This is a genomic window from Paraglaciecola sp. G1-13 (assembly GCF_055809255.1).
Window position 1 is genome coordinate 3,517,825 of the sequence record NZ_CM147903.1, and the last position, 14,573, is coordinate 3,532,397.

At 44.6% G+C, this 14,573-nt stretch carries 13 protein-coding genes; 6 read left to right on the forward strand and 7 right to left on the reverse strand.

Annotation, left to right across the window (positions count from 1 at the left end; translation table 11 throughout):
* Positions 1–104: 104 nt before the first annotated feature.
* The 4 genes from AC0L6N_RS15020 (at position 105) to AC0L6N_RS15035 (ending at position 5,081) form a co-directional block, all read left to right on the forward strand.
* Entirely contained in the window at positions 105–1,121 is a 1,017-nt protein-coding gene (locus tag AC0L6N_RS15020) for a hypothetical protein (protein WP_473475572.1), read from the forward strand.
* The gene (locus tag AC0L6N_RS15025; protein WP_011576108.1) at positions 1,121–1,750 is read left to right on the forward strand and encodes a hypothetical protein; all 630 of its coding nucleotides are present in this window, start codon (positions 1,121–1,123) and stop codon (positions 1,748–1,750) included. Before AC0L6N_RS15020 ends, AC0L6N_RS15025 begins: the two co-directional genes overlap by 1 nt.
* 8 nt (positions 1,751–1,758) lie before the next feature.
* Positions 1,759–3,759, forward strand: a complete 2,001-nt coding sequence (locus AC0L6N_RS15030; protein WP_473475574.1) for a putative bifunctional diguanylate cyclase/phosphodiesterase — start codon at positions 1,759–1,761, stop codon at positions 3,757–3,759.
* A 392-nt stretch (positions 3,760–4,151) separates the two neighbouring features.
* Positions 4,152–5,081, forward strand: a complete 930-nt coding sequence (locus AC0L6N_RS15035; protein ID WP_473475576.1) for an exopolyphosphatase — start codon at positions 4,152–4,154, stop codon at positions 5,079–5,081.
* A gap of 44 nt (positions 5,082–5,125) precedes the next feature.
* Here the strand turns inward: AC0L6N_RS15035 and AC0L6N_RS15040 are convergent, their stop codons facing one another.
* The 4 genes from AC0L6N_RS15040 to yejK form a co-directional block, all read right to left on the reverse strand.
* Complete coding sequence (locus AC0L6N_RS15040; RefSeq protein WP_473475577.1) at positions 5,126–5,659, reverse strand: VC2046/SO_2500 family protein; 534 nt, start codon at positions 5,657–5,659, stop codon at positions 5,126–5,128.
* A gap of 176 nt (positions 5,660–5,835) precedes the next feature.
* On the reverse strand, positions 5,836–6,645 hold the full coding sequence (locus AC0L6N_RS15045) for a M23 family metallopeptidase (protein ID WP_473475578.1): 810 nt from the start codon (positions 6,643–6,645) through the stop codon (positions 5,836–5,838).
* On the reverse strand, positions 6,638–7,513 hold the full coding sequence (locus AC0L6N_RS15050; protein ID WP_473475579.1) for a 6-carboxytetrahydropterin synthase: 876 nt from the start codon (positions 7,511–7,513) through the stop codon (positions 6,638–6,640). Before AC0L6N_RS15050 ends, AC0L6N_RS15045 begins: the two co-directional genes overlap by 8 nt.
* Before the next feature lie 149 nt (positions 7,514–7,662).
* Positions 7,663–8,712 (reverse strand): nucleoid-associated protein YejK, encoded by a 1,050-nt coding sequence (gene yejK, locus AC0L6N_RS15055; RefSeq protein ID WP_011576114.1) that lies wholly within the window; start codon positions 8,710–8,712, stop codon positions 7,663–7,665.
* 186 nt (positions 8,713–8,898) lie between these two features.
* Here yejK and AC0L6N_RS15060 point away from each other — a divergent pair, with 186 nt between their 5' ends.
* Together AC0L6N_RS15060 and AC0L6N_RS15065 are read left to right on the forward strand one after the other, a co-directional pair.
* Positions 8,899–9,117: a YejL family protein gene (locus AC0L6N_RS15060; RefSeq protein ID WP_006994434.1), complete on the forward strand. Its 219-nt coding sequence runs from the start codon at positions 8,899–8,901 to the stop codon at positions 9,115–9,117.
* An 8-nt stretch (positions 9,118–9,125) separates the two neighbouring features.
* On the forward strand, positions 9,126–10,655 hold the full coding sequence (locus tag AC0L6N_RS15065) for a DUF3413 domain-containing protein (protein ID WP_011576115.1): 1,530 nt from the start codon (positions 9,126–9,128) through the stop codon (positions 10,653–10,655).
* A 52-nt stretch (positions 10,656–10,707) separates the two neighbouring features.
* Here AC0L6N_RS15065 and AC0L6N_RS15070 read toward each other — a convergent pair whose 3' ends face one another.
* The 3 genes from AC0L6N_RS15070 to fabB form a co-directional block, all read right to left on the reverse strand.
* Positions 10,708–11,556, reverse strand: coding sequence for a putative RNA methyltransferase (locus tag AC0L6N_RS15070; protein WP_473475582.1), 849 nt, complete (start codon positions 11,554–11,556; stop codon positions 10,708–10,710).
* Positions 11,557–11,630: 74 nt separating this feature from the next.
* Complete coding sequence (locus tag AC0L6N_RS15075) at positions 11,631–12,827, reverse strand: MFS transporter (protein ID WP_473475584.1); 1,197 nt, start codon at positions 12,825–12,827, stop codon at positions 11,631–11,633.
* A gap of 357 nt (positions 12,828–13,184) precedes the next feature.
* Entirely contained in the window at positions 13,185–14,399 is a 1,215-nt protein-coding gene (fabB, locus tag AC0L6N_RS15080) for a beta-ketoacyl-ACP synthase I (protein ID WP_011576118.1), read from the reverse strand.
* Positions 14,400–14,573: the final 174 nt, after the last annotated feature.

Consider the following 14,573-nt stretch of genomic DNA (forward strand, 5'->3'; position numbering starts at 1 on the left):
AAATGCCTAAAGACACCCATGTAGCCACCTTTAAGTTACGCAAGCAAACACGTATGAAGCAACGATACTGATGAAGTAAGGTCTAACAGGGACAGCTAAATAGCATGAAAAATGTTTACTCGCAGAAACGAACGTTAATCGCCCTAAGCGCATGTTCATCAACTTTTTTTGTAAATGCAGTCCCCCTAAACAGCCAATGGCTAATACAAAACAGCCGCTGGACAATCGACGCTTCCGCGCAGGTCAATCGCAATACCGACACCCAAAAAAATGCACAAAGCTATGCGCTAGGAGTGGATTTTCACAAAGTATTTAGCGATGACACTCACGATATCGGCACCCTTACCTTTCAACCTTACTTAGTAAAAATCAATAATGTAGGTCGCCCCCCATTTACGTTTGATGATGGAGATGACACGGAACTGACCTGGCGAATTGCAAATTTTAACTACACCGCGTTAGCGCAAGGTAAATTCAATGTTCGGCTAGGACACTTTGAAATACCCTATGGCTTAGAGTATGCCGAAGACACCAATGGTACATTGCGACAAATGACGGCCAGTGATCGTGGCATAAAAGCAGATTGGGGTATTTCTCTTAATGGAATTTTACCCTACCTAGAATATGAAGTGGCCTTTACGCGGGGCTCAGGGAACGAGATAAAAAGCGCTGGCAACCCTCATGTAATTTCAGGTCGAATTGGTTCACGGAGCCAGCGTAACCTGATCACTGGTATTTCGTGGTTTAAAGGTGACGTTCTGACCAGAGATGGCGTGGTAGAGCAAGAAAGATATGGTATTGACGTGTCGTACTTCTATTACCAGTGGCAGTTTATGCTTGAATCATCTTGGGGTGAAACACAAGACAATGACACACGTCATAGCTTTGCCGAGGTTGCCTGGATGAGCCCTCAAGAGCACTGGAAAAGTTACCTTCAATTGGTTTATCAAGATATTGACGTTGAACGAAGGAACGACTTTGCAAGCTATTGGATATTCGGTCTAAGATGGCAAAATAACGATGGCTTCGATTTAAGTGCCCAGTTTAAACACGATCTTCATTCAGCGTCTACAATTGAGACAGCGCCAAATTTAAGCCTGCAAGTAAGGTATAGATTATAATGAAGAACAAATACCCACGTTTCATCGCCCCCACCATACGCTTAGGTTTGCTCGTTTTAGCCTTAGTAGCACCAACCGCCTACGCGGCTTTTTGTTCGTTACGAGACCCAATTTCAGCTATTCAAACCTTGTTCGATGAAGATAATCAATTTCGCTCCGTGGTCACCGATGTGACACACAAAGACAGAGAGCAACTTAAACAATTACTGCCATTTACAATACATCAAAGTGAAGTGGCCAAGCACACCTTGTACGTCGTGTACGACGGCGAAATACCTCTGGGGTTCTTACAGGCTCGCTCTGAATGGGCGAAATGGGGACTGGTGGAAATTGCTTGGGCAATGAATCTAGATAGAAGTATAAAAGGGTTTTATTTTCAGCGTTGCCGAAGCCCCCAATGCAATGACACCGTTGTAGCAAGTATATCTGAGGCGTTGAAAGGAAAGCACTTTTCTGATTTAAAAAGCCTACTCAGTAACGATGGAAACGCCTTGTCTGCTGCTGGTGAAGCGGCCTTCCCTATTGCCCCTAATTTAGCCCTTCTGACCTTGCATTCAGCGTTAAAAACACTGGCGATTACCGATATTAGTTGGCAGCACGAAATCCACAATATCACTCAGCGAGACTAAGGAAGTTAATGAGAATACGCAGTTACCTGGCTTTACTTGTTTGTGCCTGCTTGCTGGGTGCATATGTTTTAGAGCAGGTGCTCGCTTATCGTTTTAACAATGTACAGACCCTAGCCGAAGAGCACAGTAAAAGCCTACTTTGGGAGAAAGATTTACAGCGAATTGAAAGCACCGCCTCGCAGTTTTTAGTGTCATCTGATTTAGTGATTGGCTCCGGCAATACCTACCTTATATTCGGCGCCAAAAACATGGGGCAGTACCTCGTAGATGAGCTAGAGGGAATGCAATCCGATGTGCGATTCCCTGAGCTCACTTCCAAAATATATGAATCTCAATCTTTTGTTAAAAATATTATCGGTACACTGGATATAGTTTCAGATCTTCCGCCGAGTAATTTACAACTGAGCTTGAGTAAATTGCTCAATCAATATGACCCCGTGAGCTTGACGCTATCCCGCAACATTCAGTTTTTAACCCAAAAAACCGCCGAACTGATTAAACTAGAGGCAGTACAGTTAGAAAACGAAAAACAGCGTATGGTAGAAGTAAGCTGGGTAACGCGCATTGGCTTTCTTCTGCTAATAATCGGTCTATGGTGGTGGGCTAACAATCGCATCTGTAAACCCCTGAACGGCCTAATTTATTCATCGCACCGCGCCCTTTCAGGTCATGATTTTGAAGCTTCTAAAAAGGCACCTACAGAAATTTTAGAGCTGAGCAACGACTTTAAGCATTTAACCGAGACGCTGTTTCATCAAGCGTCTCACGACCCTCTCACCGAGCTACAAAACCGAAGGGCGTTTGAGCGTAATCTCCATGAGATAATGGATGACAGAAGGCTTAGCTACTTTTTGTGTTTTATAGACCTAGATTACTTTAAGACGATCAATGATACATGCGGTCATGCTGCTGGGGACGAAATTCTGGTTAAGGTCGCCCGTATTTTAAAAGCCAATGTGAGAAGCAACGACATAGTGGCGCGCTTAGGAGGCGATGAGTTTTCAATTTTAATTAAAGACTGTCCGTTTGATAACGCATTGCAAATTGCCAATAATATAAAGGAGAATATTCGGGGCTTAACATATTACTGGGAAGGTGAAACCTTTCACCTCAGCGCCAGTATCGGCGTAGCACCTAAAGTGCATGGTAGTACGACCACTGAGCTGCTCAATTCAGCTGACGTTGCTTGCGGGATAGCAAAAAATACTGGGCGTAATACGGTGCATTTATACGATGTGAGCAATGAAACGGGCGTCAACAAGCGCCAAGACATATTATCCGTTCATCAAATCAACAACGCCCTCAAAAACGATCTTTTTGTCCTATATAGGCAAGACATTATACCGCTACAACATACTCAGCAGGATCAGCATTTTGAGGTCTTGCTGCGCATGAAGGGCCCAGATGACACCATTATCAGCCCTGCACGTTTTTTCCCCATTGCTGAGCGTTACCGCCTTACCAGCAAGATAGATCGCTGGGTGATTAACGCTTTATTTACCCATTACGCCGATAACAAAAAGCTGCTCGACAGTATCCATACGATTTCAATTAATCTGTCAGGTCACTCAATGAATGACAGAGAGTTAGAGCAGTTTATTATGACTAAAGTAAAAAGCGGGCTTATCCCAGCGACAAAAATATGTTTTGAAATAACAGAAACGGTCGCAATCGCTAATGTTAAGCGAGCAAGATTGTTTATGGATAACATCAAGGCACTTGGGTGCAGTTTTGCTCTGGATGATTTCGGCAGCGGACACACTTCTTATACCTACGTAAGGGAACTTCCCACCGAAAAAATTAAAATCGACGGCTCTTTCGTTTCATGCATGATGGAAAACCCTCTTGATTACACAGCGGTTAAATCTATTTGTGATATTGCTAAAGCGGCAAAACAGGACGTTATCGCTGAATGTGTTGAAGATAAAAAAACGATGGAAGCACTGAAGAAGCTCGGTGTGGATTACGGGCAAGGTTATTATTTTTGCCATCCTTACGCTCTTGTTTAGGGGGGGGGGACCTCGCTGCGCCGGTGTGACGGCCATTAAAAAGCCGCAACATGAAACATGAAGCGGCCCAGGGATACTACGACAGTTCACTACGCTGTCATTAAGTTAGTCGCCAAATACAGGTAAAAAGTTTAATGAAGAAAAAAATAAAAATTTCTTTTTTTCCTGTGTGTCTTATACCTTAGGTAGTATACGGTACTATTTTTACTCAAAAATATAACTGAGCATATTGTGCTTAGACTAAATATCAATACTTATCAGAGATTTACTTTTTGAATAATACTTTGTTACGTTTTAGACTCAATTAACACTCGGCGATAATGGTTAGCTTGATTTTTCCTATTCAGAGCACTAAAAACGTTTGAGTTTCAATCCACAACCAAGAGAGCATTATGTCAAACAGTACTTTTCGACTTATCACCCGCAGCGACTTCGACGGCTTAGTCTGTGCAGCTTTGCTTAAAAACATGAACATGATTGACGACATTAAGTTTGTTCATCCTAAAGACATGCAAGATGGAAAAATTGAGGTAGGGCCGCAAGATATTTTAACTAACTTACCTTATGTCGAAGGCTGTCATATGTGCTTCGACCACCATCACAGTGAAACCATGCGTAACAAAGCGCACGATAATCACGTTATCGACCCATCTGCCCCTTCTGCCGCGCGAGTGGTTTACGATTATTATGGTGGCAAAAGCAAATTCCCTAAAATCTCTGACGAGCTAATGGATGCCGTAGATAAAGGTGATTCAGCCAATTTTAATCAACAAGAAGTCCTCGACCCACAGGGATGGGATTTAATGAATTTCTTGATGGACGCACGCACTGGATTAGGCCGGTTCCGTGAGTTTACTATCTCAAACTACAATTTAATGATGAAGCTTATCGATTGCTGTTTAGATCTCAGCGTAGATGAAATTATTCAGCTTCCCGACGTACAAGAAAGGATCAAAATCTATCAAGAGCACCGCCCGCTAGCGATTGAACAAATTAAACGCTGCGCCACAATCAAAGACAACTTAGTGATTTTAGATTTAAAGGATGAAGATCCCATCTATGCCACCAATCGTTTTATGATTTATGCCTTGTTTCCCCAATGCAATATCTCTATTCATAAAATGTGGGGCTTTCAGAAACAGAATGTGGTGCTCGCTATTGGTAAATCCATTCTGAATAAGTCGTCTAATACTAATATTGGTGAAGTGTGCTTGAAACATAGGGGCGGCGGCCATGAAAATGCAGGTACCTGCCAAATTGCCACCGAGCAAGCCGAAGCGGTATTGCAAGAAATCACCCAGAAGATTAATCAAGACGGCTAAACTACATTAGCTTAATAAGCACGTTTATGTTGATTCAGCGTTTTTCAGGCCTGCATTTGCAGGCCTATTTCTTCCAGTAAATCAAAGATACCGGTCTCATCCACTTTAATTTCATTAACCGAACCATTGTCTGCCATGGCGTCTTGGCTGCCAGCAACATGTTGTGCATAACGGCTTTGGGTGTGTATATCGCAATTCTCGAAAATATCTTCATCAATATGAAAAGCATCATTGTGCAATGATAGAGGTTGTGGGTGCATTGCCAACCATAGCTGAGCACTGCGAATACCATCGCTGTGAAGTAATTGCGAGGTTGTATCCGCTAACGGCCAGTCTTGGGCAATTGCTTGCAATGGAGCTTCGGGGTAATCAGATTGAACGCCATAAGCTTGCTGCGTGACAGCTTCGTTTGGGGCGCCAATGTGGGGGCGAGCCAATACGTCTTGTTGCAGCATCGATAACAACAGGGCAAATTTCGCTCCTTGGCTTGACGCGCGATTAAGCGACCCGCCGAATTCAAGATCCTGCGCAGCCTTATTGACCGTTTGATTATGTTGTGCGGATTGAGTTTCCTGCAAGCCTAGCTCACCAATAAATATCGTTCGAAAAACGGTAGATAGTAAAATAATTGATTAACTAGGTTATCGCTCGAATAGACTGAAGCTTGAGAGTTTGCTTGGTAAAATTAGCAGCAGAGTTAGCTTGGCCACGAACGCCGGCATTCAAAATAGGCGCCCACGAGCAGACTTAAGAGTTATCGTATAGGTACAAGTAACGCGGGATCAATGCGCACGTTCATCCAATTCATTCGCCAGTCAAGGTGCGCACCAGTCACCCGCCCTGTGGCACCAATTTCAGCAACCAATTGACCTTGCTTCACTTCATCACCCGCTTTCGCTAATCCCTTACTTAAGTGCAAGAACGTAGATGACACACCAAGCCCGTGATCGATAATCATAGTGCCCCCCGAGTAATACATATCAGGGACAAATAGCGTGACTACACCATCAGCTGGCGCATAAACAGGAGCGCCCGTAGGCGCTGCGACATCCACACCATAGTGAGGGCGTTTAGGCTGACCATTAAGTACCCGCTGGCTACCGTAAACACCGCTTATTGGGCCTTCTGCCGGCCATACAAAATCTTGAGCGAAGTCGGTGCGCTCATCACGACGTGCGCGAGCTGCAGCCACTTGCACGTTATCCTGACGGATTTTATCTAGCACCTCCTGTGGAGGAGAGACCATTTTACTGGGCAGGCCTTCAATACGCTGAATGTCGTATTCTCGCGAGGTTAACGTGATACGCTTTTCATGTGTTTTACCTTCAGGGTCGCGCCATGTCAGTTGATGCTCCAACGTATCGTCTCTGCTAAAACCAAAAGCAAATTTGCCATCATTGCCCACTAAAATAGACTTATCATCAAGCCAAATTTCACTGCCCGCTGGCACGCTGCCCCGCAGCAAACTGCCTTGAGTTAGCTCTCCTCGCAGCTCGAGCATCTCGGCGTGGGCCCCCACCATAAACAGTAAATTGATAAACGCCCCAAAAATAAGTTTATGCATAAGCGATAGCGCCTTTGCCGACACCTTCAAAAGCAAATATTTTAAATTCGCTCTCAGGTACTAAGCGCTTTTGCTCATCAGCAATGTACTGCGCTAGGCACTCTACTGTGGTATCTGTATCAACCATTTCTGTTTCAGCCTTGGGAATGGCCAATTCAAACCAACCCTGTGACGATTCGTAGCCAAACAAATAATGTTCAGTGAAATCCGTTTGTTTTTTTACGAAGTTCACCTTATCAGCGCTCACTAAATCTTCGTTAGAGCCTACATAAATATCGCACCAGCGCTCGGCCCAATACTGCTGCCACTCCAGGCTTTCATGTTGGTTTTCAACAATGGTAATTTTTGAGCGATGCCCATGTGCGATGCGCTGACAGTTACCGTCGTGCTTTTTCAAACCATGGGTATAGTGGTAATACGGGGTATTGATCACTTCAGCGCGCAAGGTTAGCTCTAGTCCTGCCACGTTGTCAGGTAAATGCGTTGCGATCACCTGCTTTAAATATTGGCTAACCGATGACATAGTTACATGCTTAGAGTACACGAAAGCATACGCCTCAGAGGGGCAGTTAAGATGGATAGAGCGACCTTCTGGGCGCATAAAGTCCACGCTTACTCTGTCGTTCTTTTCATCCCGCCATATATGGCTGTATTCATGTTCAACGGGGATCAGCAATTTATGGTCGACATATTCATCGATCAAATGCTTGAGCTGCTTTTTAACCTTAGAGAAATCGAGCACCATGCTCTCTTCATTCAAATCGCCGTCTAACACGACATCGACTATCCAACTTTCTCCAACCATGCCGCGCTTGGGGCACAAATACGAGAAATCCATAACGGTTAAATCGTTAACGAATAATTGCATAAAACAGACTGAATACCTTTGTTGAGAGCATAATTTTGGGGCAATGGTTAGTATATTACGAGCGCAGTATATCGCGGGTTTGCAACTTTATCATGTGTTTACACCAGCCTGAATCATCAGACTGGTGCGCTTTAATCGCTATATCACCGTTACTTTTGAGCCTTGAGCAACTGATCTTTCAAATTCGGCGGAATGCCCTTGATCATCAGCGTGTCAGAACCCGCATCATAATGCACGCGTTCACCGTACAAATTACGCTCAAAACTTAAGCTTATACCGCCGCCTTGACCGCTAAATTTTGCCAAGGTTTTCAAAGCGCTACGGTCTGCTTGAAAGTTTTCTTCAATAGGCGTTTCACTCTTAGCTACGAACTGATAGAAGTCTTCGCCTTCAGGCTCTTTAGGTAGTTTATCCGCCAATTCTTTTAACTGAATATCCTCACCTGCATCGAGTTTTTCTTTGTAATACTCGGAAACAGTTTTACGGGTCGCTTGCTTCTCACTGGCATCCATTTGTTCTGACGCTAAATAATCATCGACTGAGCTGAGTAATTGCTTATTTTGCTGCTTGATATCGACCAATTCTTCACAGCCCAAAAAGTGCATGAAGAAGTCAGAGACCTTGCGGCCCATTCTGCCTTTAATAAAGCTGATATAGCGATTCTGCTCCGGTGTAGTTGAAAGCTGAGTAATATCAATGCGTACCGCAAGTTGCATTTTGGCTAAATCTAAATGATCGCTGCTGCTTAGTTCTAATTCACGATTAATTTCCACGTGCTGCTTGGTGTTTAATATCGCGATCATTAAATATTCAGTAGCCAGAAATTCATAATGGCTGAACACCACAAACCCCGTTTCAATACTCGCCATGTCCGCCATGGTCTTTTTCAACATCTCGCTGCTCTGAATACTGAAATCGACGAACTGTTCAGGGTCGCCAAGCATCGCATTCAGTTTGTCTTGGAACTGACTCACCGGTACCTCTTCACCATCTTCATCTTGGGGAGGCGCTGAGCCTTGCTCAAGGAACCCACCCACCCCTTTACCTGGCTTTGTATTAAACGCATGATTAATCTGCTGGGCGAGATCTTCAATCTCAGGGGTAACTGAAAAACAGCTATCGCGTGGAACAAGTGTCAGTTGTTGCTGATCATTTATCGCTAATTGATGTACCACAAAGTGACGAATGAGTGCGCTCACGTTGGCTCCTTTAGTATTGTTAATGGTTTACGCTGTTACAGCACAAACCTAAAATGGATCTTGTTGGACGAATAACTAGACAACTAACGCCCTTTTCGCCGACTATTTATCTGCCTACAGTGCGCATTACTCGCATTTTGAGCAGACCATTGTTACTATCTCGCCATCACTATTGAGAGAAAAAACATGCCTCAAAATTCTAAATATTCGGACACCCAATTCGAAAACGTTATGCACGACATCATCATCGCACTGGAAAAGCATCAAGCCAGTCGAGATTTATCATTGATGGCGTTGGGTAATGTCATCACTAATATTTTTATGCAACAGGTCAATGAAAGTCAGCGAAGTGAAATGGCTGATAAGTTTACACAAGTACTTTTAAAAAGTATCAATGCTAAATAGATAAATTCATGATTTTAACAGAAACGCCTAGACGCAAATTAGTCACGCAGTTAGTTACTTGGGGCCATTGGTTTGCGCTTTCAAATATGATCCTGGCCATCGCGATTGCCAGTGTCTATATTTTTAGCTCACCCGCCCCTGAAACACCATTGGGGATCACTTATTTACTGACTAACTGGATCAGTCATATAGGGTTTCTGACTTTCTTCGGGTTTATCATTCTGATATTACCCTTGTGCTATCTAGTACCTAACGCGCGAACGGTCAAAGTGGTGAGCGCTGTTTTAGCTGCGGTGGCACTCGCCATGCTCGGGTTTGATGCATTGCTGTATAACAAATACGGTGTGCATCTGAGCTTTTCTACCGCTGAAATGCTAAGAAGTGAAGCCAACACCAGTATGTCGTTGTTTGGTTGGCAAAGGTGGGCTTTTTTCTTTCTCATCTTTATATTCTGGTTGTCTGCTCAATTAGTCATCGCTAATGCGCTTTGGAAGCGTGTTGCGCGCTTGCAAAAACGTAAATTGGCCTTGCCAATCAGCAGTTTTTTTGTGGTTTGTTTTGTGTCTAGCCATGCTCTTCATATATGGGCTGACGCGAACTTGTATCACCCTATTGTGCAGCAAGATGATTTATTTCCGTTATCTTACCCAGCCACGGCGAAAACCTTGATGTCTCGTTATGACCTGCTTGACAGAGACAACTATGAGCAACGTCTTGAGCTGCAATTTGATGATCGGATCAGCCAAATTAACTATCCTTTGTCGCCTTTGTATTGCTCGGTGTCTGTACAGAAGAAAGTGTTATTATTGGTCAATACGGACACACAGGCGAGCACGCTTGAAACAACCTTAAGCCATCACATTCCGCTATACGCTGATCAATCATCAGCAAGCGATAGCCAGCGCAGTTACCTGTTTGGTCTACCTGAGCTATATCATTCAGCGCTTAGCAAGAAAACGCCTATTTTGCTGGAGTTACCTGCCGCTTTAGGATTACAGGTGGGTATTTTTGCGAATGAACTTGAGGCTGGTAAACAAACACAGAAATTCAGCCAACAATGGTCTGATTTCGAGCAAGGCGTTACCTCCGCCAAGACGAACCTTGCCATAGGCTTTGTCAGCAATGAGCAACTCAGTGACATACTCGCTACCTCGCAAGTGATGCAGGATTACCAAGTATTAGTTGTGAACACAACTGAAGCTGGCGAATATGCTCTGTATAGCACTAACACGCTTTTCGCTGACTTTGCCAGCAGTGAAGACTTAGCGCCTACCATACTGAATTTGTTGGGTTGTAACGCCCCTACGCAAAATTACAGTACCGGGCGGGACTTGAGCAAGCCAGGGCGTGACTGGTTAGTAACCACCCAAGAGCGTATGGTTATTGTGATGCAAGATAACAAGCGCATTGAGGTCTCCAGTAACGGTAACAGTAAAGTGTATAACTTATTAACTGCTAAAGAGTTACCGGATGACGCTGATACACGCTTGCTCAGCCAAGCAATTAAACGTCTCAGCAGTTTCGCCGCGCCACGTTAAATTGAATATCGAAAGATCATAAAGCCTGCTTCTGCAGGCTTTTTTGTGCCCGCTAGTCAGCTTTACGCAGCAATCGTAATGAGAAATGCGCACTGACGTGAGTTAATAATTCTTTGATCCGCTGCGTGTTTTCTACCGACGTAGACCAATAGTAGGGCGTCATCATTAGCAAGTTCATGCGCATCTCAGGCTGGGTTAGCTCAAAATCAAAAGCCAGCGTTTCTTCATGCGCCAATTCGAATCCCTGTGGCACGGGCGGCGACGCTTTGTGCTCTGCGGGGGCTGCGTATACACAAGCCTTTAGCTCAGCTAAGTGTTCAGGAGCCGGGTTCACTTGTAACCAGATCCCGGCTTCATCCAAAATACGCAAAATTTCTTGCTCGCTACTCGGGGCAAATACTTGGATCACGCCTTGTTGACTCGCATCGGGTACAGGAATAGCAAAGCTGCTGGCAACGCAGAATTCGCTCTCAGGGTATTTTTTAGCAGCCTTTTGCACCGCAATTTTTGAAATATCTAAACCCGCGCCAATGACTTTAGTACTTTGGGACTGTTCATTCATTATCGTTAAAATACGATGTAAATAGTAACCTTCACCACAACCTGCATCGAATACATTTGAGCTTGCATCGGCTTCGTCATTTTGCTGCTGTGAGCGAACATACTCACTCAACAAATCAGCCATTCTAGTGGCCAGTGGTTGGTAATACCCTTGCTCCAAAAAGGAGCGCCTAGCATTGACCATCTGTTTGTTGTCACCGGGCTCTTTACTGTTTTTATGATGAGCGAGCAGTAAATTAACGTAACCTTCTTTAGCCACATCATAAGTATGCCCCGCGGCGCATTTATAGGTGCGTTCAGATAAAAGTAAAGGCGACTGACAGGCAGGGCAAATCCACATGGCGTATTCCGGATAATAAAAAAGCGCAGTGTAGCAGAATTTACGCTGCGCTTGAGACTCATTAAGCCCCGCGATTAATTAACATCAACCTTGCTTGATGCGATATGTCTTTTTATGAAACGGCTATAAGCCCACGCCATACACCATAGCCAAGCACCACCGATAGGGATAACCCAAAAGGCGGTGGTTAAAGGGGCGAAATGTGCCCACAAGCCTGTACTGAAAGATGCTACCTGTACGCCAATAGAGGAGCCAATAACGCATAAACCTGAAATAATCGGCCCTTTATCGCTGTCCACATCCATTGCAGCGGACAGCATAAGCGGGAATAAACCACCTAGACCTAATCCCAGCATGAAATTCCCCCACGACATCACTACAGGGTCAACCGCGAGCTTAATCATAAAGCAGCCAGCGACCATGATAGTCGCCAAAATCAGCATCAATCTGTGTGAGGTTAACCACTTTAGTAACAGCGCAAATACAAGGCGGCTCACCACCATACCCGCGGTAAAAAAAGCGAACACTAAACGTGATTGCTCACCGCTAAAGCCATGGCCATTCTGTGCGTAACTTACAAACCAATTAGCGTTACCAAACTCCACCATGCCATAGCCAAATGCAGCAAGGGCTAGAAATATAAAGACGGGGCGACGAATAATGTCGCCATAAGACAGGCTTTTGCGATTCTTTTTAGCCTCTTCAGGCGCCACCAGTTTTTTGCCTTGATGTGCTACGCGCCAGGTATATCCGGCTAACAAAAGTAAACCAGCAGCTAGAATACGTAGTGGCCAGCGCCAATCGTGTTCTATTAAGTACAAGCCAGAGACATAAAATGGTGCGGCCAATGTGCCTAGGCTAAACATGAAGTCCATAAAGCCCATCATCGCTGAGCGCTTATGAGCATGTAAGCGAGCAATAACAGTATGACCTATGGTAAATAGACTCGAAGCAAACATGCCCAGCACTAGCGCTCCTATTAACAACCAGAACCAATGCTGCACAAATGAGATAGCAATCAGTAGTACCAAAACGCACACGAGTAATACGGCAAAGAGCGACATAAAATCAAACTTCTGCGCGTATTTACCACCCAAGATAGCACCGAGGATCATACCGATAGAGATTAAGGTAAAAAAGGCACCACTTATCACCTCGCTCATCGCCAGACTCTCAGCCAAGTCTGGCAACAATACTCCCCATAAAATAAACACCATGCCAAGAAAGAAAAACCCAGCAAAGATGACAGACGTAGCTGCGCGGCGATCCATATATACTCCAAAGAAATAATTTGATGCAGATAAAATGTGGTGACTGGAATCTTAGAACAATAGACTCAGGGTAAAGTGCCTAATAGCAAAACAGTTACCGCAAGAAACTGCAATCACCTTTTTCACTAACGAGGCTAATTTTCCGACTATTAATGCACAGCTAAAATACTGCTAACACCAACATTACAAACCTTACATAACATCAATATGCTCAGCCTGCCAAGAAAACCGTTATAGCAATTCCATTCACCGTGGCAGTAAAAATATGCACACGCTCAGGACACGTTGAGCAAAAAAACTCACTTATAAAAAAGCCCGCTAAATAGCGGGCCTTTTCATGATTGATGCGCTGAACTACTAGCCTTTGTAGCGCTGCATCACCAAAGTACAGTTTGTACCGCCAAAGCCGAAGCTGTTTGACATCACCGTATTTAGTTTAGCGTCACGGGTTTGAGTCACTACATCCATCCCGTTCGCCGCTTCATCTAACGTTTCGATGTTGATAGAAGGCGCAATAAAATCGTTTTCCATCATCAACAAGCTGTAAATCGCTTCGTTAACGCCAGCGGCTCCCAGTGCATGGCCGGTCATCGCTTTTGTAGCGCTCAGTGGTGGTACTTTATCGCCGAACACTTCACCGATAGCCCATAGCTCTTTGACATCGCCCACTGGGGTAGAGGTACCATGAGTATTAATATAATCAATTGGCTCATCAATACCGTTCATCGCTTGCTGCATGCAACGAATAGCACCTTCGCCTGATGGTGCTACCATATCGGCGCCGTCTGATGTCGCGCCGTAACCCACGATTTCGCCGTAGATTTTAGCGCCGCGTGCCAGTGCATGCTCTAGCTCTTCAACTACAACCATACCGCCGCCACCAGCACCAACGAAACCATCGCGGTTGGCATCATAGGTACGTGACGCCTTGCTTGGCTCATCGTTGTATTTAGTAGAAAGTGCGCCCATGGCGTCAAATTCCATTGATAGCGTCCAGTGCAGCTCTTCACCGCCACCAGCAAAAATAATATCTTGCTTGCCTAACTGAATTTGCTCTAGGGCGTTACCAATACAGTGGGCACTGGTGGAACATGCTGAACTAATCGAATAGTTAACACCTTTGATTTTAAAGGGAGTAGCTAAGCAGGCGGATACAGTGCTGCCCATGCATCGCGTTACCATGTATGGCCCTACGCGGCGTAAGCCTTTTTCGCGCAATATGTCTACGGCTTCCACTTGATGTTGAGAAGACGCACCGCCAGATCCCGCAATAATGCCCGTTCGTACGTTTGATACCATCTCTGGGGTCAAACCTGAATCTTCAACAGCTTGCTGCATCGCAATATAGGCGTAACCTGCGGCATCCCCCATAAAACGCAATGTTTTACGGTCAATGTGGTCAGCTAAGTTGATATCAACTTTGCCCCAAACATGACTGCGCATGCCATTTTCGGCAAATTGTTCAGAATAAGTGATGCCAGAACGCCCTTCTCTAAGAGATTTCGTGACTTCAGTTTTGTTGTTACCAATACTAGAAACAATGCCTAGCCCGGTGATAACCGCTCTTCTCATGATAAACCCTTCAAGCAAAAAATTGCTGCTTTTAAAATTGCCGCATATGGTAACGATTTTCGCGATGCAACTGGTCTGCTCTTTAGCGTATAAAAATCGCGCATCTCAGCCTGCGTACTACAAATCATTACCGGTTATAAATAGCATCCCTATTTACTTAACACTGTTTGGTTT